This window comes from Agrobacterium radiobacter (assembly GCF_040801995.1).
Classification (GTDB): Bacteria; Pseudomonadota; Alphaproteobacteria; order Rhizobiales; family Rhizobiaceae; genus Agrobacterium; species Agrobacterium radiobacter.
This window is the reverse complement of record NZ_JBEGHX010000001.1, coordinates 1,243,749-1,263,087: the sequence shown is the minus strand read 5'-3', so window position 1 is coordinate 1,263,087 and position 19,339 is coordinate 1,243,749. Positions and strand designations below refer to the sequence as shown.

At 59.5% G+C, this 19,339-nt stretch carries 19 protein-coding genes; 11 read left to right on the top strand and 8 right to left on the bottom strand.

Annotation, left to right across the window (positions count from 1 at the left end):
* Positions 1-26: 26 nt before the first annotated feature.
* The 3 genes from rpiA (at position 27) to gor (ending at position 2,840) form a co-directional block, all read left to right on the top strand.
* Positions 27-722 (top strand): ribose-5-phosphate isomerase RpiA, encoded by a 696-nt coding sequence (gene rpiA, locus MRBLRC7O_RS06405; protein WP_003502924.1) that lies wholly within the window; start codon positions 27-29, stop codon positions 720-722.
* 16 nt (positions 723-738) lie between these two features.
* The gene (locus MRBLRC7O_RS06400) at positions 739-1,308 is read left to right on the top strand and encodes a DUF2059 domain-containing protein (RefSeq protein ID WP_003524811.1); all 570 of its coding nucleotides are present in this window, start codon (positions 739-741) and stop codon (positions 1,306-1,308) included.
* Positions 1,309-1,451: 143 nt separating this feature from the next.
* Positions 1,452-2,840 carry a glutathione-disulfide reductase gene (gene gor, locus MRBLRC7O_RS06395; RefSeq protein WP_080866155.1) on the top strand — a complete coding sequence of 463 codons (1,389 nt, stop codon included), beginning with the start codon at positions 1,452-1,454 and terminating at the stop codon, positions 2,838-2,840.
* Between the two features lie 41 nt (positions 2,841-2,881).
* Here gor and MRBLRC7O_RS06390 read toward each other — a convergent pair whose 3' ends face one another.
* Complete coding sequence (locus MRBLRC7O_RS06390) at positions 2,882-3,742, bottom strand: LysR family transcriptional regulator (protein ID WP_080866154.1); 861 nt, start codon at positions 3,740-3,742, stop codon at positions 2,882-2,884.
* Between the two features lie 144 nt (positions 3,743-3,886).
* On the opposite strand from MRBLRC7O_RS06390, the gene MRBLRC7O_RS06385 reads away from it, so the two are divergent.
* Both MRBLRC7O_RS06385 and MRBLRC7O_RS06380 read left to right on the top strand, forming a co-directional pair.
* Entirely contained in the window at positions 3,887-4,072 is a 186-nt protein-coding gene (locus tag MRBLRC7O_RS06385; protein ID WP_080866581.1) for a hypothetical protein, read from the top strand.
* 201 nt (positions 4,073-4,273) lie between these two features.
* The gene (locus MRBLRC7O_RS06380; protein ID WP_020012603.1) at positions 4,274-5,650 is read left to right on the top strand and encodes a class II 3-deoxy-7-phosphoheptulonate synthase; all 1,377 of its coding nucleotides are present in this window, start codon (positions 4,274-4,276) and stop codon (positions 5,648-5,650) included.
* A 66-nt stretch (positions 5,651-5,716) separates the two neighbouring features.
* Here the strand turns inward: MRBLRC7O_RS06380 and MRBLRC7O_RS06375 are convergent, their stop codons facing one another.
* From MRBLRC7O_RS06375 to MRBLRC7O_RS06350, 6 genes are all read right to left on the bottom strand, one after another.
* Entirely contained in the window at positions 5,717-7,456 is a 1,740-nt protein-coding gene (locus tag MRBLRC7O_RS06375) for a TadG family pilus assembly protein (protein WP_080866153.1), read from the bottom strand.
* A gap of 1 nt (position 7,457) precedes the next feature.
* Entirely contained in the window at positions 7,458-7,880 is a 423-nt protein-coding gene (locus tag MRBLRC7O_RS06370; RefSeq protein ID WP_080866152.1) for a TadE/TadG family type IV pilus assembly protein, read from the bottom strand.
* Positions 7,881-8,017: 137 nt separating this feature from the next.
* A complete protein-coding gene (gene radC, locus MRBLRC7O_RS06365) occupies positions 8,018-8,860 on the bottom strand; it encodes a RadC family protein (RefSeq protein ID WP_003502909.1) in 843 nt (280 codons plus the stop codon).
* A 13-nt stretch (positions 8,861-8,873) separates the two neighbouring features.
* The gene (map, locus tag MRBLRC7O_RS06360) at positions 8,874-9,713 is read right to left on the bottom strand and encodes a type I methionyl aminopeptidase (protein ID WP_003502907.1); all 840 of its coding nucleotides are present in this window, start codon (positions 9,711-9,713) and stop codon (positions 8,874-8,876) included.
* A 31-nt stretch (positions 9,714-9,744) separates the two neighbouring features.
* Entirely contained in the window at positions 9,745-10,464 is a 720-nt protein-coding gene (gene sfsA, locus MRBLRC7O_RS06355) for a DNA/RNA nuclease SfsA (protein ID WP_003502905.1), read from the bottom strand.
* Between the two features lie 33 nt (positions 10,465-10,497).
* Positions 10,498-12,357 carry a PHA/PHB synthase family protein gene (locus MRBLRC7O_RS06350; protein ID WP_003502903.1) on the bottom strand — a complete coding sequence of 620 codons (1,860 nt, stop codon included), beginning with the start codon at positions 12,355-12,357 and terminating at the stop codon, positions 10,498-10,500.
* A gap of 138 nt (positions 12,358-12,495) precedes the next feature.
* On the opposite strand from MRBLRC7O_RS06350, the gene MRBLRC7O_RS06345 reads away from it, so the two are divergent.
* Entirely contained in the window at positions 12,496-12,921 is a 426-nt protein-coding gene (locus MRBLRC7O_RS06345; RefSeq protein ID WP_223567027.1) for a hypothetical protein, read from the top strand.
* A 408-nt stretch (positions 12,922-13,329) separates the two neighbouring features.
* On the opposite strand, the gene fnrN is transcribed toward MRBLRC7O_RS06345, so the two are convergent.
* The gene (gene fnrN, locus MRBLRC7O_RS06340; RefSeq protein ID WP_003502897.1) at positions 13,330-14,055 is read right to left on the bottom strand and encodes a transcriptional regulator FnrN; all 726 of its coding nucleotides are present in this window, start codon (positions 14,053-14,055) and stop codon (positions 13,330-13,332) included.
* Positions 14,056-14,267: 212 nt separating this feature from the next.
* Between fnrN and hemN the strand changes: the two genes are divergently transcribed.
* The 5 genes from hemN to MRBLRC7O_RS06315 all read left to right on the top strand — a co-directional run bounded on the left by hemN (position 14,268) and on the right by MRBLRC7O_RS06315 (position 19,285).
* The gene (gene hemN / locus MRBLRC7O_RS06335; RefSeq protein ID WP_080866150.1) at positions 14,268-15,617 is read left to right on the top strand and encodes an oxygen-independent coproporphyrinogen III oxidase; all 1,350 of its coding nucleotides are present in this window, start codon (positions 14,268-14,270) and stop codon (positions 15,615-15,617) included.
* Between the two features lie 114 nt (positions 15,618-15,731).
* Entirely contained in the window at positions 15,732-16,016 is a 285-nt protein-coding gene (locus MRBLRC7O_RS06330) for an acyl carrier protein (protein WP_003495848.1), read from the top strand.
* 89 nt (positions 16,017-16,105) lie between these two features.
* A complete protein-coding gene (locus MRBLRC7O_RS06325; RefSeq protein WP_003502886.1) occupies positions 16,106-16,585 on the top strand; it encodes a 3-hydroxyacyl-ACP dehydratase FabZ family protein in 480 nt (159 codons plus the stop codon).
* Positions 16,586-16,793: 208 nt separating this feature from the next.
* Positions 16,794-17,990, top strand: coding sequence for a beta-ketoacyl-ACP synthase (locus MRBLRC7O_RS06320; RefSeq protein ID WP_080866149.1), 1,197 nt, complete (start codon positions 16,794-16,796; stop codon positions 17,988-17,990).
* An 11-nt stretch (positions 17,991-18,001) separates the two neighbouring features.
* The gene (locus tag MRBLRC7O_RS06315) at positions 18,002-19,285 is read left to right on the top strand and encodes a beta-ketoacyl-ACP synthase (protein ID WP_003502883.1); all 1,284 of its coding nucleotides are present in this window, start codon (positions 18,002-18,004) and stop codon (positions 19,283-19,285) included.
* The last annotated feature ends 54 nt before the right edge of the window (positions 19,286-19,339 follow it).

The window sequence follows — 19,339 nt, the reverse complement described above, 5'->3', positions numbered from 1 at the left end:
GACAAAGCTACCGGAGTTTCAGGCACATGGATGCCCGCCAGATGAAGATCAAGGCCGCCGAGGCCGCATTGTCCCACGTTCAGGACGGGATGCGGCTTGGTATCGGCACGGGTTCGACGGCCGAGGAATTTGTCCGGCTTCTGGCCGAAAAGGTCGCAGCCGGTCTCAAGGTCGAGGGCGTGCCGACATCCGAGCGTACCGCGCGCCTGTGCGTCGAGCTTGGCGTGCCGTTGAAATCCCTCGATGAATTGCCGGAGCTTGATCTGACCATCGATGGCGCCGACGAGGTTGATCATGCGCTGCGTCTCGTCAAGGGCGGCGGCGGCGCGCTTCTGCGCGAAAAGATCGTGGCTGCGGCATCCGCCCGCGTGATCGTCATCGCCGACCAAAGCAAGGTCGTCGAGACGCTTGGCGCCTTTCCGCTTCCCATCGAAATCAACCCGTTCGGCCAGGTGGCAACGCGCATCGCCATCGAAAAACTGGCGGCGCGATCAGGCCTTTCGGGCGCGTTGACGATGCGCTCGTCCGGTGATGGCGCCTTCATGACCGACGGTGGACACCTCATCCTTGACGCATCTTTTGGCCGTATTCCTGATGCAGAAGCGCTAGCACGCGAGCTGAACACGATTCCCGGTGTCGTCGAGCACGGACTTTTCATAAATTTGGCATCGCTTGCCATCATCGCGGGTCCTGAAGGCGCCCGCGTGATGCAGGCAGTATAACAGGAGCGAGATTTTCATGGTCAAACTAGCGGGACTGGGCAAAGCTGCCGCTGCTTCGATCCTCATTTCCGGCATCGTGTTCGGTACTGCCGCACGCGCTCAGGAAATTTCGGAAGCGCATATCGCTGCCGCACGGCAGGCTATCACCTCTCTTGGCGTTACCGACCGTTTCGACGACATTCTGCCTGGACTGGCGGAGCGTCTGAAAGCCGAACTCATTCAGGCCTCGCCGAATGTGCAGGACGCGATCACCGAGACCGTTGACGCGAAGGCGCTCGAGCTTGCGCCGCGCCGCGCCGATCTGGAACGCGAAGCCGCGCTAACCTACGCGCGCGCCTTCACCGTTGAAGAGCTGAACGCCATCTCCACCTTCTACAGCAGCGAAGCGGGCAAGAAGCTCCTGAAGGACGGCCCGATCGCCACGCGCGAACTGATGAAGGCCGCCGACATCTGGGCCGCCGGCATCAACCGTGACCTGAACGCCTCCAGCATGTCGGAACTGCAGAAGGTCGCAGGCGCCGATCTGAAGCCGCTTCCGGCCGATCAGAACGCCACGGGCGGCGCTCCGGCAGCTCCCAAGCCCTGATTGAAGAAACAGTTCAGAAATATTCAAAGCCCGGTTGCAAGACCGGGCTTTTCATTTGTGCGTCGCAGCACCTATATGTGCCGTGAATGCGCCGCCACCCGTCTCGAGGCTGAGGACGGCGGTTTTGATCAGGGGTTTTGACTATGACAGCTTATGACTACGATCTCTTCGTCATCGGTGGCGGTTCTGGCGGCGTGCGCAGCGGCCGTGTAGCGGCCTCGCTCGGCAAGCGCGTGGCAATCGCCGAGGAATACCGCTATGGCGGCACCTGCGTCATCCGCGGCTGCGTGCCGAAGAAGCTGTTCGTCTACGCCTCGCAATTCCCGGAACATTTCGAGGACTCGGAAGGATTTGGCTGGAGCGTCGGCGAACGCAGCTTCGACTGGAAGAAGCTGATCGCGGCGAAGGACAAGGAAATCACCCGTCTCGAAGGGCTCTACCGCAAGGGTCTTGAAAACGCCAAGGCGGACATTTTCGACAGCCGGGCGGAACTGGTTGACGCCCACACCGTGAAGCTCACGAAAACCGGCCAGACGTTCACGGCCGAGCGTATCGTGATCGCCGTCGGCGGCACGCCGAACGAGCACAAGGCGCTGCCCGGCCATGAGCTAACGATCTCGTCCAACGAGGCTTTCGATCTGGAAGAGCTGCCGAAATCGATCCTGATCGCCGGCGGCGGTTACATCGCCGTGGAATTTGCCAATATCTTCCACGGGCTTGGTGTCGAAACGACGCTGATCTATCGCGGCAAGGAAATCCTCTCGCGGTTCGATCACGACATGCGCAAGGGCCTGCATGAAGCGATGGAGGCCAAGGGCATCCGCATCATTCTGGAAGACATCATCGAGGACGTCAGCAAGGATGGCGCCGGTGGCTTCGTGGCGCGCACGAAGCAGGGCGGCTCGCTGCATGTCGGCCTGGTGATGCTGGCGCTTGGCCGTGATCCGAACACCAAGGGTCTTGGTCTCGAAAATGCCGGGGTAAAACTCGATGCGCGCGGCGCGATCATCGTCGATGATTACTCGCGCACGAACGTGCCGAACATCTTCGCGCTGGGTGACGTCACCGACCGGGTACAGCTGACGCCGGTGGCGATTCACGAGGCCATGTGCTTTATCGAAACCGAATACAAGAACAACCCGACCAAGCCGGATCACGAACTGATCGCGACGGCGGTGTTTTCGCAGCCCGAAATCGGCACGGTCGGTCTTTCGGAAGAGGAAGCCGGCAGGAAATATCCGGAACTGGAGGTCTATCGCGCCCAGTTCCGCCCGATGAAGGCGACGCTATCCGGCCGTCAGGAAAAAACGATCATGAAGCTGATCGTCAATGCTGCCGACCGCAAGGTTGTCGGCGTCCATATTCTCGGCCATGAGGCGGGCGAGATGGCGCAGCTTCTCGGCATCACGCTGAAAGCCGGCTGCACCAAGGATGATTTCGATCGCACCATGGCGGTTCATCCGACAGCGTCCGAGGAACTGGTGACGATGTATTCGCCGAGCTACCGCGTGGTGAACGGCGAAAAGGTCTAGTTACCTCCCACTCCGGAACATCGGTGATTTTCGGCTGACTATCACTGGCGCCCGTTGAACAGGGTCTCGTTGCTCTTCAAAAGGGCAACGAGACGGTCTATGGCGAGCCGCATTTCCGCGGCATGCCGGTCGTCATCGTTGACGACGATCCATAGCGGATGGGATAATTCTTCGATTGCCTCGCCATCGCGGACGAGGCCGGGCAGGGCATCACCAACGAAGCACGGCAGGACGCCTTTTCCCGCGCCACTCTGGATAATACCAGGCAAAAGTGAGGGCGCGTTTGTCCATGTGTGGATAAGCGGTTCCCGATGACGAAATACCCATTTTTCCGCGTCGGACGCCGCCACCTCGGTTCCAATTGAAATCCATTGCGTCAACGCTGCGCCTGAACTGTCCTGCTGGCGATAGGCGCAATAGGCGACGTCGACCGATTTGCGCACGGCAAAATTTCCGGTGGCTGGCTTGTCGTGCCTTATCGAAATCAGGCCGCGCCGATAGGTCAGTTCGTCTTCGTTCTCGCATTGCTTGCAGCACAGCCGAAAAGGGTCGGATGGGCCCCGGATGGCTGCTGTATTGGCCGCTATGAAGCCCGCAATCCAGATGTCGCTCGATATCGAAACAATCGGCAGCGAGAAGGCCTCACCGTGCCATTGCGCGATCTCTGCCGCGCTCTGTCGCATGGTCAGAACCTTTTCGAGGAGGACCTCACCATCCGGGGCGAGCCGGTATCCGTTCTGGCTTCGAATAAAGAGCGTTCTTCCGATCTTGCGCTCCAAAAGGAGCATTTTCCGGCCAATCGTTGGCGCGCTGAGCCCGGCTCTGCCTGCAGCACCAGCCAAACCTCCCTCTGTCGCAACAATGTCGAAAAGCTTCAGATCGTCCCAGTCTACTTCCTTCACGGCATCTTCTCCAAATCACCGCAGCACCCTATGCGCATCAGGGGCCGCTTTCTCCGTTTTTATATGAAACGGGTCTTTCAAACGTGCACCTATGCTCTCTCCCGCCGGGTCCGCTTAACTCGTCTCCACACCAAGGAGATAGAGATGTTACCGGAAACCATGTTCCTGATGGAAAAGATGAGCCGCACTGAAGTACTGCGCAGGCAAGGCGGGAGTGATGATGAGTGGGAGACATGGCCATCCTCTGCCATGGACCGACTGGCAGTCTTTCTCTTCCATCTGCCTCTTTCCCTGCGCCACTATATCCGCGCAAAATGGGGAATTTCTTGATTGCTTGGGAACAGGCGGACACCATCTTGTGATATTTTAATCGTTTGAAACGATTTTTCTTCGTCGGACGGCATCAAAAGGGTCGGAAAGGGAGGTGCGGGGGCGCGGGTGTCTATGCAAACTCGGCGCTTGGAGCTATAAGCCGCTCAATTTTTCGAGGCGGTCGCGCGGCAGTCGCGCGGGCGAGAAAAGGGTAAGAACATGGCACAGAATTGGACCCCCGGCAGCTGGCGGCAGAAGCCAATCCAGCAGGTTCCCGAATATCCTGACGCGGCGGCGCTTGCGGCGACGGAAGCCACGCTTGCGACCTATCCGCCGCTGGTTTTTGCCGGTGAAGCCCGTCGCCTGAAAAAGCAGCTTGCCAATGTGGCCGAAGGCAACGCCTTCCTGCTGCAGGGCGGCGATTGCGCTGAAAGCTTCCTTGAGCATGGCGCGGACAATATCCGCGACTTCTTCCGCGCTTTCCTGCAGATGGCCGTCGTGCTGACCTATGGCGCGCAGCTGCCTGTCGTGAAGGTAGGACGCATTGCTGGCCAGTTCGCCAAGCCGCGCTCTTCCAACGTGGAAGTGCAGGATGGCGTTTCCCTGCCGTCCTACCGTGGCGACATCATCAACGGCATCGAATTCAACGAGGCTTCGCGTATTCCGAACCCGGAGCGTCAGCTCGACGCCTACCGCCAGTCGGCGGCGACGCTGAACCTGCTGCGCGCTTTCGCGATGGGTGGTTATGCCAACCTCGAAAACGTTCACCAGTGGATGCTCGGCTTCATCAAGGACAGCCCGCAGGCGGACCGTTACCGCAAGCTGGCCGACCGCATCTCCGAAACCATGGATTTCATGAAGGCGATCGGTATCTCGGCAGACAGCAATCCGAGCCTGCGTGAAACCGACTTCTTCACCAGCCATGAGGCGCTGCTGCTCGGTTACGAAGAGGCGTTGACCCGCGTCGATTCCACCTCCGGCGACTGGTACGCCACGTCCGGCCACATGATCTGGATCGGCGACCGCACGCGTCAGCTCGACCATGCGCATGTGGAATATTTCCGCGGCATCAAGAACCCGATCGGTTTGAAATGCGGACCGTCGCTGACGCCCGATAACCTGATCGAGCTGATCGATGCGCTGAACCCGGCGAACGAGGCTGGCCGCCTGACGCTGATTTGCCGTTTCGGCCACGACAAGGTGGCGGACAGCCTGCCGAAGCTCATCCGTGCGGTGGAAAAAGAAGGCCGCAAGGTCGTCTGGTCCTGCGATCCGATGCATGGCAACACGATCACGCTCAACCACTACAAGACGCGTCCGTTCGAGCGGATCCTGTCGGAAGTCGAAAGCTTCTTCCAGATCCACCGCGCCGAAGGCACGCATCCGGGCGGCATCCATATCGAGATGACCGGCAAGGATGTGACGGAATGCACGGGTGGTGCGCGCGCCGTGACGGCGGATTCGCTGTCCGACCGTTACCACACCCATTGCGACCCGCGCCTCAACGCCGATCAGGCGCTGGAGCTGGCGTTCCTGCTGTCCGAGCGCATGAAGAGCGGCCGCGACGAGAAGCGTCTGGCGATTGCCAACGCCTGATCTAACGAAATAAACAAAAAAGCCGCCGGGAGACCTTCCGGCGGCTTTTTCGTGTGCGGTGCTGAACTATTGCACCAGCGCTGGTTGCTGGCAGCGGACATCCGTGACCCGCACATCGGCTTCGCCGATCTTGACGCCGAGAACCAGCAGCACGTTATAGAGCAGCTGATCGACGGGGGCTGTGACCACCGCAAGCGTGTTGGCAAGCGCCGCCTGAATGCCCGCCAGACCTCCGAGATCAAGGTTGAGGAAGAGAAGCCTGATATCCAGATTAAGGTTCTTCAGCAGTGAACTGACAAGAGTGGTAACGGTGTCCTTGGTGGAGACACTCTTGATCTTGGCCTGGGTAATATCGGACTGCGTGAAGGTCAGCTTGGTCTTGGTCATGTTGGTGGCGTTGATGAGGGCGCTGCCATTGATGGAGAGCAGCGCCGAATCCACGATCGCCGCCTTGGTGACGCGCGGATCCTTGCCGAAATTGGCAAAGGCCGTGGTATCGACATTGCCAAGAGCGATTTCCGCAACGCCGGGAACGACCTCGACATCGACGGTTCCCTGTCCGCCGCCCGTGCAGCGAATATCGGCAAGCCGCGCTTCGGCATGGGCGACTTCCACATAGAGCGGAAGATTGACCTTGAGGCCTGCTATGGCCTGAAGCCCGTCAACCACGACATTGACCGCAAGCCGGGTCTGTGCGGTGCGCACCACGGTGCCCTGACCTCCGACGGCAAGCGACGGCGTTTCGACCGGCGGTTCACCGATGGCAAGCGTTGCCTTGACCGAGGCGAGACCGAGAAGATTGGCGTTGAGATTGAGGCCCAGCTGATTGCCGCCATTGCCGGCTACCGCTGCGGCATTGATGAGATCGAAGACACCGGCGGTGACCTTGAGGTTTTCACCCGTACCGATCAGCTTGTCCGAGAACGGGCCGAGATTGAGGATTTCCTCGAGCTTGATCTTGACGTTGCTCTTGTTGACGGTTTTTTGCAGCGTATTCAGTATGTTGACGACCGTCGGCTGTAATCCCGTGGTTTTCGTCAGCACGTCGAGGAACTTGCCGTAGCTGATTTCGGTTTTCAGAACATCCTTGTAGGTGCCGGCGGTGAGGTTGAGATCAATGGCGAGCGCCTCGACGATCTTCAGCGCGTTGACATCAGCGGCGAGAAGCGCCTGATAATCCATCAGCTTCAACGACACCGTGGTGCCGAGCAGGCCGCCGAGCAGGCTGTTGAGAATTCCCTCATCGAGGCTGGCGAGCCGAGATCCGACCGAAAATGCGGCGATCTTCTGGGACGAGGCCGTTCCGACGGCCGAAACCTTGGGCGGCTTGGTGAAGGCGGAGGCGAAGAATATCTGCCCCTGTTCGACGATGTTCACTTTTATCGCATTGGTGGGCAGGGCGTTATCGACGAAACGCTGGCCGACAGGGACCGTCGCATCCGGCTCGTAGTGACCCTTGATGACTTCGGCATAACCCTTGCTGCTGGCGAATTCATTCAGGGGATCGAAGGGTTGGAGCCCCTTGGCGGTCAAAATGCCCTGGGCCGTCCTGACGCCGAGATCCATGCCGTTGAGGGCAAAATATTGCTGAACCGCTTTTTCGGCATCGGCGGCATTGGCTGCCGCCGATATGGCTGCGAGGTCAGCGGTCTGCTGCAATTGCCGTTTCTGCAATGTCAGGTAACCGTAATCGACACCGAGCGCCAATATGCCGATGAAGAGCGGTGCGGTGAGCCCCGCCGAGATGGCGATGTTGCCCGTTCTATCCCCAAGGAAGCGGGGGAGCAGGGAATGGATATCTCGCATGTCATGCTCCTCCGATCCGGATGGTGGAAAAACGCCGGATGACCGGCTCGGGCAGGGTGTAGCTGTAGAGGCTCCAGATCGGCAGGTTGCGGGCGTCATATTCGACCTTGACCGTGAACTGGTTGGAATTGGCGGGATCGGTGGCGACGTTGACGGTGAAACGCGTCTTGTCCATGAAGGCGTAGCTGAGATCGCTTTTGCTGACGAAATCGCGGGCAAGCTGCTGGCGTTCGGTCGTGTTCAGCCCGGCAACGGCCGTTCTTGCCGCATCGGCGGCGATCTGCTGCACCGAATAGGCGGCCATCAGATAAATGCCGTAGGCGATCATGGTGAGCAGGACGAGAAAGAATATCGGTGCGACGATGGCGAACTCGACAGCAGACGAGCCGGATCTATCGCGAAAGAAACGCACTCCATTAAACATAAAGCACCCCCGTTCCTTCAGGCATCAAGGTTCGATGCCTTGATTTATTATTTTCGGAAATGCTAATTTATAGGTGTTAATTTTGTATTGATGCCGCCTCTATGGGTTGCAGCTCGCGTTAAACTTTCGCGTTTGCTTCAGATCAGCCGAAGGCCCTTGAAGCTGGCGTGGCCATCCTTGCCGATAATGATATGGTCGTGAACGGCGATGCCGAGCGGCTTTGCCGTATCGATGATGGTTTTGGTCATCTCGATATCCGCTCGCGAAGGGGTGGGGTCTCCACTCGGGTGATTATGTATTAAAATCAAGGCAGTAGAGGATAATTCAAGCGCGCGCCGCACGATTTCGCGCGGGTAGACCGGCGTGTGGTCCACGGTTCCCTGACCCTGCACCTCGTCGGCGATCAGGACGTTGCGCTTGTCGAGGAAGAGGATGCGGAACTGTTCCCGCGTCTCGTGGGCCATGGCGGCATGGCAATAATCGATGACCGACGACCAGGAGCCGAGAACCTGCTTGTTGCGGATTTCGCTTTTCAGCATGCGCTGGGAAACGGAGGCGACAAGCTTCAGATCAAGCGCCACGGCTTCGCCCACGCCCTTCACTTCCTGCAGCAAGGCCAGAGGGGCACCGAGCACGCCGCCAAGGGTTCCGAACCGGGCAAGGAGAGCCTTGGCGATGGGTTTGGTATCCCGCCGCGGGATCAGTCGGAACAGCAGAAGCTCCAGCAACTCGTAATCGGCAAGCGCTGCATCGCCGCCATCGCGGTAACGCGCCCGCAGCCTGTCGCGGTGACCGTGATAATGGGCCGCATCCGCTTCCTGTTCTGAGATGGCTGCGGCCCGCTCGGGTTTCCTGGGCGCATTTCGCGGTTCTGCAAAAAAGCCGCGCTCATCCGCCCCTTCAAAGAGATCGCCTTCGCCCGCCTCAAAGCCTGACGTCGTGGAAAGATCGGCGGAAGGCGAGGCGGGGCGTTTTGCCATAGGCGGTCTGGCCTTATGCGGGGGAAAGCGGCGGCAGGCCCGGACGATCAAAACCACCCGGTGACAGCGTGAAGATTTCGCAGCCGGTGGCCGTGACACCAACGGCATGTTCATATTGGGCGGAAAGGGAACGGTCACGCGTCACCGCGGTCCAGCCGTCAGAAAGCACCTTCACATGCGGTTTGCCGAGATTGATCATCGGCTCGATGGTGAAGATCATGCCCTCGCGGATTTCCGGGCCTTCATCGGGGCGGCCGTAGTGCAGGATGTTGGGTGTGTCGTGGAACAGGCGTCCGACGCCATGGCCGCAGAAATCACGCACCACGGAGCAGCGTTCCGCTTCCGCATAGGCCTGGATCGCAGCGCCGATCGCGCCGGTGCGTACGCCGGGCTTTACGGCGGCAATACCGCGCAGCAGGCATTCATAGGTCACTTCCATCAGCCGCTCGGCAGCGCGCTTGATCTGGCCGACCGGATACATGCGGCTCGAATCGCCATGCCAACCGTCAAGCACATAGGTCACGTCGATATTGACGATATCGCCTTCGCGTAGCGGCTTTTCATCCGGAATGCCGTGGCAGACGACATGGTTGATCGAGGTGCAGACGGATTTCGTATAACCACGATAATTCAGCGTCGCCGGCAGCGCGCCATGGTCGGCGCCGAATTCGAAGACGAAGCGGTCGATGGCGTCAGTCGTCACACCCGGCTTGACGATGGCTGCCAGTTCATCGAGGCAACGCGCCGTCAGCTGGCAGGCCTTGCGCATGCCATCAAAATCCTCAGGCGTATAAAGGCGGATGACGCCGGTATTCTTGAGGGGGGCGGAGGCTGCGTCGATATAGGTGACCATCATAGTGCTTTCTGTCTCTTTACGTCCCTGTTCATAAAACAGCCGGACGCCATTCGTCCATCTTAACCGTTCCGCTGACTGAAATTTGTGCCGGGGAGACCGTGCATTTCACCGCATAGGCCTCCACGCCGCGCGCCATCGCCCGCTGAAACGCCAGCGCATAGACGGGATCGAGATCGTCGCAGATACGCATCCGGTCGCAATCATCGCGCTGGATGAGATAGAGCATCACCGAACGGTAACCAGCTTCCGCTGCGTCACCCAGTTCTTCGAGATGTTTCGCGCCGCGTTTGGTGGCGGTGTCAGGGAATTCGGCCAGACCTTTTTCGCGCATGAAATGCACGTTCTTCACTTCCACATAGGCATCCGGCCGGCCGGGTTCCGACAGCAGGAAATCGATGCGGGAATTGCGGCCGTATTTCTGTTCGCGCCGGATCGTCGAATAGCCGTCAAGCTCAGGAATGCGGCCGTTCAGGATCGCCTCTTCCGCCAGCCGGTTCGGCATGCCGGTATTGATGCCGACCACGGTGCCATCGGCCTCGACCATTTCCAGCATGTGACGGTATTTGCGGGTAGGGCTGTCGTGTTCGGAAAGCCAGATGCGGGAGCCCGGTGTCGTCAGCCCGCGCATGGAGCCGGTATTGGGGCAGGAGCCGGTGATCGCCGTGCCGTCTTCCAGTACGGCATCGAACAGAAAACGCTTGTAGCGGGAGATCAACGTTGCGGGAATAAGCAGGGGCGTGAAGAACATGGGGCCTGAAAGACTAAGAGGTAGCGGGCGTGATCAGGACAGGACATAGGTTCCCGGCGCATCGCCGAGCACCGGGCGCTTGCCATCCCCCGGTTTTCGCGCCTTCACCTTTTCGGCACTCTGGTTTTCGATCCAGCTCTGCCAATGCACCCACCACGAGCCCTTATGGGCCGTGGCGGCGGCCTGCCAGGCATCGAAGTCCCCAGCTGGTGACTGCCCCGTCCAATATTGGTATTTCTCAAGCTGCGGCGGGTTGACGACACCTGCGATATGGCCGGAAGCGCCGAGCACGAATTCCACCGGCCCGCCGAACAGCGCAGCACCCGTGAAGACCGATTTCGCCGGCGCGATATGGTCGTCGCGGGTGGCGAGATCGTAGACAGGGATATTGATATCGCCGAGATTGATCCGTTTGCCGGCAACGCGCATCAGTCCACGCGCGAGATTGTTCTCGAGATAACAATTGCGCAGATAAAACGAGTGGCTGGCGGCGGTCACCCGGGTCGAATCGGAGTTCCAGTAGAGCAGGTCGAAGGGCAGGGGCTCGGTGCCGCGCAGGTAATTATCGACCACATAGGGCCAGATGAGATCGGAGGCGCGCAGCATGTTGAAGACGGTCGCCATGATCGAGCCGTCGAGATAACCGACCGCCTGCATGTGCTTGTCCAGCGCCGCCAGCTGGCCTTCGTCAATGAAGACCTTGAGGTCGCCGGCATGGATGAAATCGGTCTGGGCGGCCAGCAGCGTGGCGCTACGGATGCGTTCATCGCCTTCCTGCGCATGCAGCGCCAGCGCCGAGGATAAAAGCGTACCGCCGACGCAATAACCTATGGCGTTGATTTGCCTCTCACCGGTCCGCTCCTCGATGGTATCAAGCGCAAAATCGATGCCTTCGCGGATGTAATCGTCCCAGCCCTTCTCGGCCAGACGGGCATCCGGATTGATCCAGGAGACCATGAACACGCTGTGGCCCTGCTCAAGGCACCAGCCGACGAAGGATTTCTGTGGGTTGAGATCAAGAATGTAGAATTTGTTGATCCATGGCGGCACGATCAGCAGCGGCCGCTTGAAGGCCTTCTGCGTCGTCGGCGCATAATGGATGATTTCGCAGAGCGGGCTTTTCGCCACCACCTTGCCCGGCGTGACGGCGATATTCTGGCCGATGACGAATTTGCTGTAATCGGTCTGGCGCAGTTTCAGGTGGCCATTGCCGGCTGCGACATCTTCCGCCAGCTGCGCCATGCCCTTGACGAGATTGGCGCCGCTGGAGGCCACCGTCTCGCGGAAGACCTGTGGATTGGTGAAGACGAAATTGGCCGGTGAAAGCGCCTCCGTTACCTGCCGCATATAGAACAGCGCCTTGGTGCGGGTATGTTCGTCAAGGCCTTCGGCTTCCGTCACCATCCGGTCGGCAAAACCGACGGTGGTCTGGTAGGCTTTCAGGAGAAAATCGAAGAAGGGATTGGCCTGCCAGTCGGCATCGGCAAAACGCCTGCTCCTGCGTTCGGCAGGACCGCTTTCGGCGGGTTTTTCCGAAGCCGAATCGGCGTCGTCGGAAAACTGCGCCACCGATTTCGCCCAGAGATCGTAATAGCTGGAAAGCAGATGGGTCTGCGCTTCGAGCGAGCGCTTCGGTTCTGCCATCCAGTATTCGGCGACATCGGAGAGCGTCTTGACCAGATCGGTCACGGGATCGGCGCTTGCCTGCGGGATTTCACCGCGTTCGCGTGGCGCCAGCCACTCGGAGGCGGCCTTGCCGAGATTCTCGAGCGCGCGGGCGATATTGATCGCGAAGGTTTCCGGGTCGCGGATCAGGTAGGCCTCGGCGGAAGTAGCGTCGAAACCGGGCGTTTTTCCACCCTTTTTCTCTGCCCCGCCGTCAACACCTGCCATGCGCCATCCTCCACCAAATTTGTGTTTGCACATTCTGCATGAAAACGAATACAAGTTCCACCAGCAAGGGGAGGCCGCAAAGGGCCGAACCGCAGTCGAATTCGATATCGGCGATATCCTTACAGGCGGAACATGACGATGGGCAAGCACATGGGCACATGGGGAACATATGCGGAAAACGCCGCGAGAATCGCTGTTCTTTCGCTCTCTGGCACCTTGCTCGTCACCGCGCTTGCAGCCTGCAAGGCACCGGAGCCGATCGTTGCGCCCGCCCATATGCGCCGTCCGACGACTGAAATCGTCGGTCCGCGCCCCGTCAGCGACAATGCGGTGAGCCAGAAGCGCGATACCGGCACCTATCCGACCTTTTCGCAGCCGCTGACGGCCGCGGGCACCCAGATGGGTGAGGATGAGGCCTCCACCATGGAATCGAGCCTGTCGCGCCTCGGTGCGGCACGGCGCAACGGCCAGATTTCGGAAGCCGAATACAAGCGCCGGGTGGCCGAGCTGCGGGCGCTTGCCGAAAACCAGAAGCCGGTTGCGACGCCTGCAGCCTCGCAGTGAGATCATGCCGCGTATTTGCGCGGTTTCAGAGACTGGCCAGACCATCTTTGTTGACAAGACATGCCCCCCAAACGGTCGATTCCCTATGGAGCGAGCGGGTGTGCTTTGTTTCTTCTCTCTGGCGGAGAGAAGAAACATGCGGCGATGCCGAGCTTGTAACCCCTTCTTTACCCTGCCTTTGAACCATCCGCTTACCCAAGATGTTAAGCGGATGGATGAGGTTTGCCGCTATGATGCAGCCATAACAAACAGGCCGCTGAAAAAGCGGGGCACGGGGTGAAATATCATGAAATGCATCGCCGCTTTGCTGGTTCTTGCCGGTTTTGCGCTCGCACCCGCACAGGCGCGGGCGCCGCACATCAATTTCGGGACACCTGCACTTCAGGGGCAGTGAGAGGGCAAATTCCGTCAGTCGTTGCCGGCGGCTTCGCTCAGCACGTCGAGATCTGGCACCGTGATGTGACGGTTGTTTTCGATGCGGATAATGCCTTCCTTGCGCAGCTTGGTCATTTGCCGGCTAACCGTTTCGATGGTGAGGCCAAGGAAATCGGCGATGTCGGCGCGTGAAAGCGGCAGGTCGAAACAGGATTTGTCGTCGTTTTCCGGGTCGATATGGGTGGCGATCATATAAAGGAAGCTGGCAACCTTTTCCTGTGCCGATTTGCGACCCAGCGTCAGCATCCAGTCACGCGCCTCGTCCAGTTCCTTCAGGGACTGGTTGTGAAGCTTGCGTTCCATGTCAGGCACTTCGGACACCATGCGGTCGACAACGCGGCGCGGAAAGAGACAAATCTCCACATCGGTTGCGGCTTCCGCCGTCATCTTGCTTTCCGCCAGGAACGGACGGCCGAGAAAATCCGGTGCGAATTGCAGGCCGACGATCTGCTGACGGCCATCCGACATCATTTTTGACAGCTTCACCACGCCCTTCAGGATATTGCCATAGGAGGTGACGAGTTCGCCCTGGCCGAGAAGCTCGTTGCCGGCTTCCAGCTTTTTGCGGCTGGAATGGCGGTTGAGATCGCAGAGCTGCTGTGGTGTCAGCGTGCTGCAAAGACCGCCGTGACGCGCCTCGCAGGAGCGGCAAACAACGGGCTCTTCCGAATTGTGGATGGTCTTCTGCAGCGTGTCCATAAGCCTTTTCCAATGCTGGCTTTTCGGGACGATTGCGACCGTGGGTATCAAATACGGTCTCTTTGAAGGCTTGCGCCATGTAGCCGTCGTCCCCGCGTCTACTTTAGCAAGAACTTATGGCGCAATTTGATTGAAGTCAAAGTTGCAAACTGTCGCAGCCGTTACTGAAAGAGAGGAAATCGACATTTTCTTGATAAAAGGCAAATCGGGTGATGAATACCGAACTTCTTCACAAATATTCGGGTGCAGTGCCGCGTTACACGAGCTATCCGACCGCGCCGCATTTCCACGAGGGAATCGATAATGGCACCTATCGCGGCTGGCTCGGCGCGCTTGGCTACCGGAATCGCATATCGCTTTATCTGCATATTCCCTATTGCGACCGGCTGTGCTGGTTCTGCGCCTGTCACACCAAGCACACGCTGAAATACGAGCCGATTGCAGTTTATCTTGAAGCACTTAAGCAGGAGATTGCGGCGGTTGGCGCGCTTGTTTCGCCTGATGCGGTGGTGAGTGCTGTTCATTTCGGCGGCGGTTCGCCCACCATGCTGAAGCCGGAGGACATGCAGAGCCTGATGGACTGTCTGCGGCGTCACTTCACCTTCGGGCTCGCACCTGAAATCAGCGTCGAGATGGACCCCAATGATCTGGACGACAGCCGCTATGATGCGCTTGCCGCCATCGGCATGTCGCGGGCGAGCCTGGGCGTTCAGGACTTCGATGACAAAGTGCAAAAAACCATCAACCGCATCCAGTCCTTCGAACAGACGAAATCCGTCGTGGATGCCGTTCGGGCGAGGGGCGTGCATTCGGTCAACTGCGACATCCTCTATGGGCTGCCGTTCCAGACCTGTGAGACATTGGAAAGGACCGTCAACCAAATCGTGTCGCTCGATCCCGATCGCATCGCGCTTTTCGGTTATGCCCATGTTCCCTGGATGAAAAAACACCAGTCGCTGATCCCCGAACACGCGCTTCCGGATATTGCCGAGCGCTACCGCCAGATGACGATGGCGGGCGAGATGCTGAAACAGGCGGGTTACAAGGCGATCGGCATCGATCATTTCGCCAAGCCGACCGATACATTATGCCAGACCGCAGAAGCCGGCGCGCTGCGACGGAATTTCCAGGGCTACACGACCGACACCGCCGATGCGCTGATCGGGCTCGGTGCATCGTCGATCGGCAGGCTGCCGCAGGGTTATGTGCAGAACATGGTGGCGACGGGGGAATATCAGCGTATGGCGGGCGAGGGCGGTCTTGCCGTCGTCAAGGGCATTGAACTGTCGGAGGAGGATCATCTGCGCTCGCATGTCATTGAACGGCTGATGTGCGATTTTTCGATCGATCTTTCGGAATTGCAGCACCGTTTCGGCAAGGTGAGCCATTCCGTGAGGGATCAGGCACAGCTGTTCGCCGCAGGCGACAGGGATGGCGTGGTGCGTCTGGATGCCGATATTTTTGCCGTGACGGAGGCTGGAAAGCCGTTCGTGCGTAACATCGCGGCAATCTTCGACACCTATCTCGGTAACGGACGCGGCCGCCATTCGGTTGCTGTTTAGGCAACAGTTTTGGGGCAAATTACAAAGTTACGTCACGAAACCATTGGCTTTTTTGTGCGACTTGCCTATGTGGTGCGTCAGACAGGATAATTCATACGAACGACAATAAGGATTATGGGCGTGACAGCTACATTCGACAAGGTTGCCGACATTATCGCCGAAACCAGCGAAATCGACCGCGAAACCATTACGCCGGAGAGCCACACGATCGACGATCTGGGCATCGACAGCCTCGACTTTCTTGATATCGTTTTTGCGATCGACAAGGAATTCGGCATCAAGATTCCGCTCGAGCAGTGGACGCAGGAAGTCAACGAAGGCAAAGTTTCCACCGAAGAATATTTCGTGCTGAAGAACCTCTGCGCCAAGATCGATGAATTGCGCGCAGCCAAGGGCTGAAGCAACGATGCCCGCTTCAGGCGGGCATTTTTCTTTCTGGACCCAGCCTGTAAAGGCGGGTCGCAACCGACCAGAGACGGGCCGGACAGATGCTGCTTGAATATTTTCAGATGATCGACAAGGTCGAGGCCGTGGACATGGCGACGCGCACGTTGAAGGCGCAGTCGATCGTTCCCGACCAGAGCCCGGTATTCGAAGGTCACTTCCCCGGCATGCCGCTGGTTCCGGGTGTGCTGCTGATCGAAACCATGGCGCAGGCTTCCGGCATGCTGGTTCTGGCCTTCAGCGATTTTGCGTCCATGCCGTTCCTGATGTCGGTCGACGGCGCCAAGATGCGCACCTTCGTGGAGCCGGGCGCGGTTCTCGACATCGAGGCCGTGCTGGAGCATGACGGTTCCGGTTTTGCCGTCACCAAGGCGAAGATCACCTCTGCCGGCAAGAAGGTCTGCGACGCGCAGCTTAAATTGCGCACAATGCCGTTCAGCGAAATTCCGCTCGGGCCTATCGTCAAGAAGCGGGCGGAAGAAGTCGGCCTGATGGCGGCGATTGCCGCGGATGCGCAGAAATAAGCGTTTCCACCCGTTTCGAAGGAGAGCGTTTTTCCCGTCGGCCCGGTTTTGACGCACGAAATTCGTGGGCTCGCGACGGCGGATCGGGCCTTCACCATTGCCAATCCGCATCGCGCGCTTTATTCCGCAACGCATGAAGTGGTTGTTCGCAACCGCTGTGGATAGCCGTGACCGTTTCGGCGGGGCCGGCTGCAAAGGATGACAGACGATGAAATCTGACAATGATGTGGTGATAACAGGGGTCGGCATCGTGACCTGTCACGGCGTTGGCAGCCAGGCGCATGTGGCGCTTCTTTCTGGAACCGACGCGCCGGCGACGATTGTCGAGACCGAAAAATTCAAACCCTATCCGGTCCATCCCATGCCTGAGATCGACTGGTCCGCGCAGATTGCCAAGCGCGGCGACCAGCGCCAGATGGAAAACTGGCAGCGGCTTGGCGTTTTTGCCGCCGGCCTGGCGCTTGATGATGCCGGGCTGAAGGAAAATGCCGAAGCCTGCGCCACCATGGACATGATCGTTGCCGCCGGTGGTGGTGAGCGCGACATCAATGTCGATACGCTGATCGTCGACGAGGCGCTGAAGCGCAATGACCGCGAAAAGCTGCTGAACGAAAAGCTGACGACCGAACTGCGCCCGACGCTGTTTCTCGCCCAGCTTTCCAACCTGATGGCCGGCAACATCTCCATCGTGCACAAGGTCACCGGGTCTTCCCGCACCTTCATGGGCGAGGAAGCGGCGGGCATTTCCGCCGTCGAAACCGCATTCCACCGCATTCGCTCCGGCGAATCGAGCCACGCGCTGGTGGGCGGTGCTTTCTCTGCGGAACGTCCCGACATGATCCTGCTGTTTGAAGCCATCGGTGCACATGCGCAGGGCGGCTGGCAGCCGCTGTGGTCGCGTGGTGACCAGGATGGCGGCGGCATGGTTTCCGGTTCGCTGGGCGCCTTCCTTGTGCTGGAATCGCGCAAGCACGCCAGCGCGCGCGGCGCGCGCATCTATGCCCGCATCGACGCCATCGAGGGGGATCGCGGCACCCGTGATGAAGGCAAGATGGAAAAGCGCATGGAGCGTCTGCTTGCCCCTGCCAAGGACGGCGCAGCCACTGTCATCTTCTCCGGCGCAAGCGGTTATGACGGTGTGACGGCCCGCGAGAAGGACATTCTCGAAAAGGCTCTGCCAAATGCTGTCATCCGCGGTTTCGGCGGTATCACCGGCCACGGGCTGGAAGCGCAGTTCCCGCTTGGGCTGGCGCTCGCGGCGCTGACCCTTGAAAGCGGCGCGAAGGTGCCGGCTTTCGACGCGGCCGAGGAAAAACCCATGGGCGAGGCGGCCAGTGAAGCCGTCGTCACCACCGTCGGCCATGTGCGCGGCGAAGGTGTCGCCGTTCTGTCCCGTGACGTGTGAGGAGAAAGACCATGACTTCCAACTTCAAGGATCATCTCGGTCGTCCCATCGTTGCCGTGACCGGCATGGGCATCATCACGTCGCTCGGGCAGGGGCTCGCCGATAACTGGGCGGCGCTGACATCAGGCAAATCGGGCATCCACAAGATCACCCGTTTCCCGACCGAGGGGCTTTCGACGCGGATCAGCGGCACGGTGGATTTCATCGATATCCCGGTTCCGAATTCGGTCGAGCGTTCCTATGCTTTTGCGCGTGAGACCACCATCGAGGCTCTGGCGCAGGCCGGTATATCAGGTGATTTCGACGGCCCGCTGTTTCTTGCAGCACCGCCAATCGAGCCGGAATGGAGCGCCCGTTTCGAGCTTGCCGACCGGTCTCCGCCGGCCGCCCAGCCGGGTGACGCCTATGAGCGGTTCCTGACGGCTTTCCGTCAGCGTCCCGATCCGGCGTTTCAGGAAGCAGCACTTTTCGGCGCGATTTCCGAGCGTCTTTCCGACCGTTTTGGCACGCGCGGCCTGCCGGTCACGCTTTCGACCGCCTGTGCATCCGGCGCGACCGCGATCCAGCTTGGTGTCGAAGCAATCCGCCAGGGCCGCACCGAGCGGGCGCTGACGGTTGCGACAGACGGTTCTGTCAGCGCCGAAGCGCTGATCCGCTTCTCGTTGCTGTCGGCGCTTTCGACCCAGAACGATCCGCCGGAAAAGGCCTCCAAGCCATTCAGCAAGGACCGCGACGGTTTCGTGATCGCCGAAGGTGCGGCGACGCTGGTGCTGGAATCGCTCGAAGCCGCCGTTGCACGCGGCGCGAAGGTTCTCGGCATCATCAAGGGCGCCGGCGAAAAGGCCGACAGCTTCCACCGCACACGCTCTTCGCCCGATGGCGGCCCGGCGATCGCGACGATCCGCGCGGCACTTGCCGATGCGGGCGTGGCCGAAAGCGATATCGGTTATATCAACGCCCACGGCACCTCGACGCCGGAAAACGACAAGATGGAATATGGCTCCATGCTCGCCGTCTTCGGCGAGGGCCTGAAGAACATCCCGCTGTCGTCCAACAAGTCGATGATCGGCCATACCTTGACCGCCGCAGGCGCTGTGGAAGCGGTGTTCTCGCTGCAGACCATGCTGACCGGCACCCTGCCGCCGACGATCAACTACAACAATCCCGATCCGACCATCACGCTCGACGTGGTGCCGAATGTGAAGCGGGATGCTCAGGTGAGCGCGGTTCTGTCCAACTCCTTCGGATTTGGCGGGCAGAATGCAAGCCTTGTCATGACGCGGGAACCGGCCTGACCGGTTTCACCACTAACAGGAGCGTTTTCGCTTGAATTGCGAAAACGCTCTCGC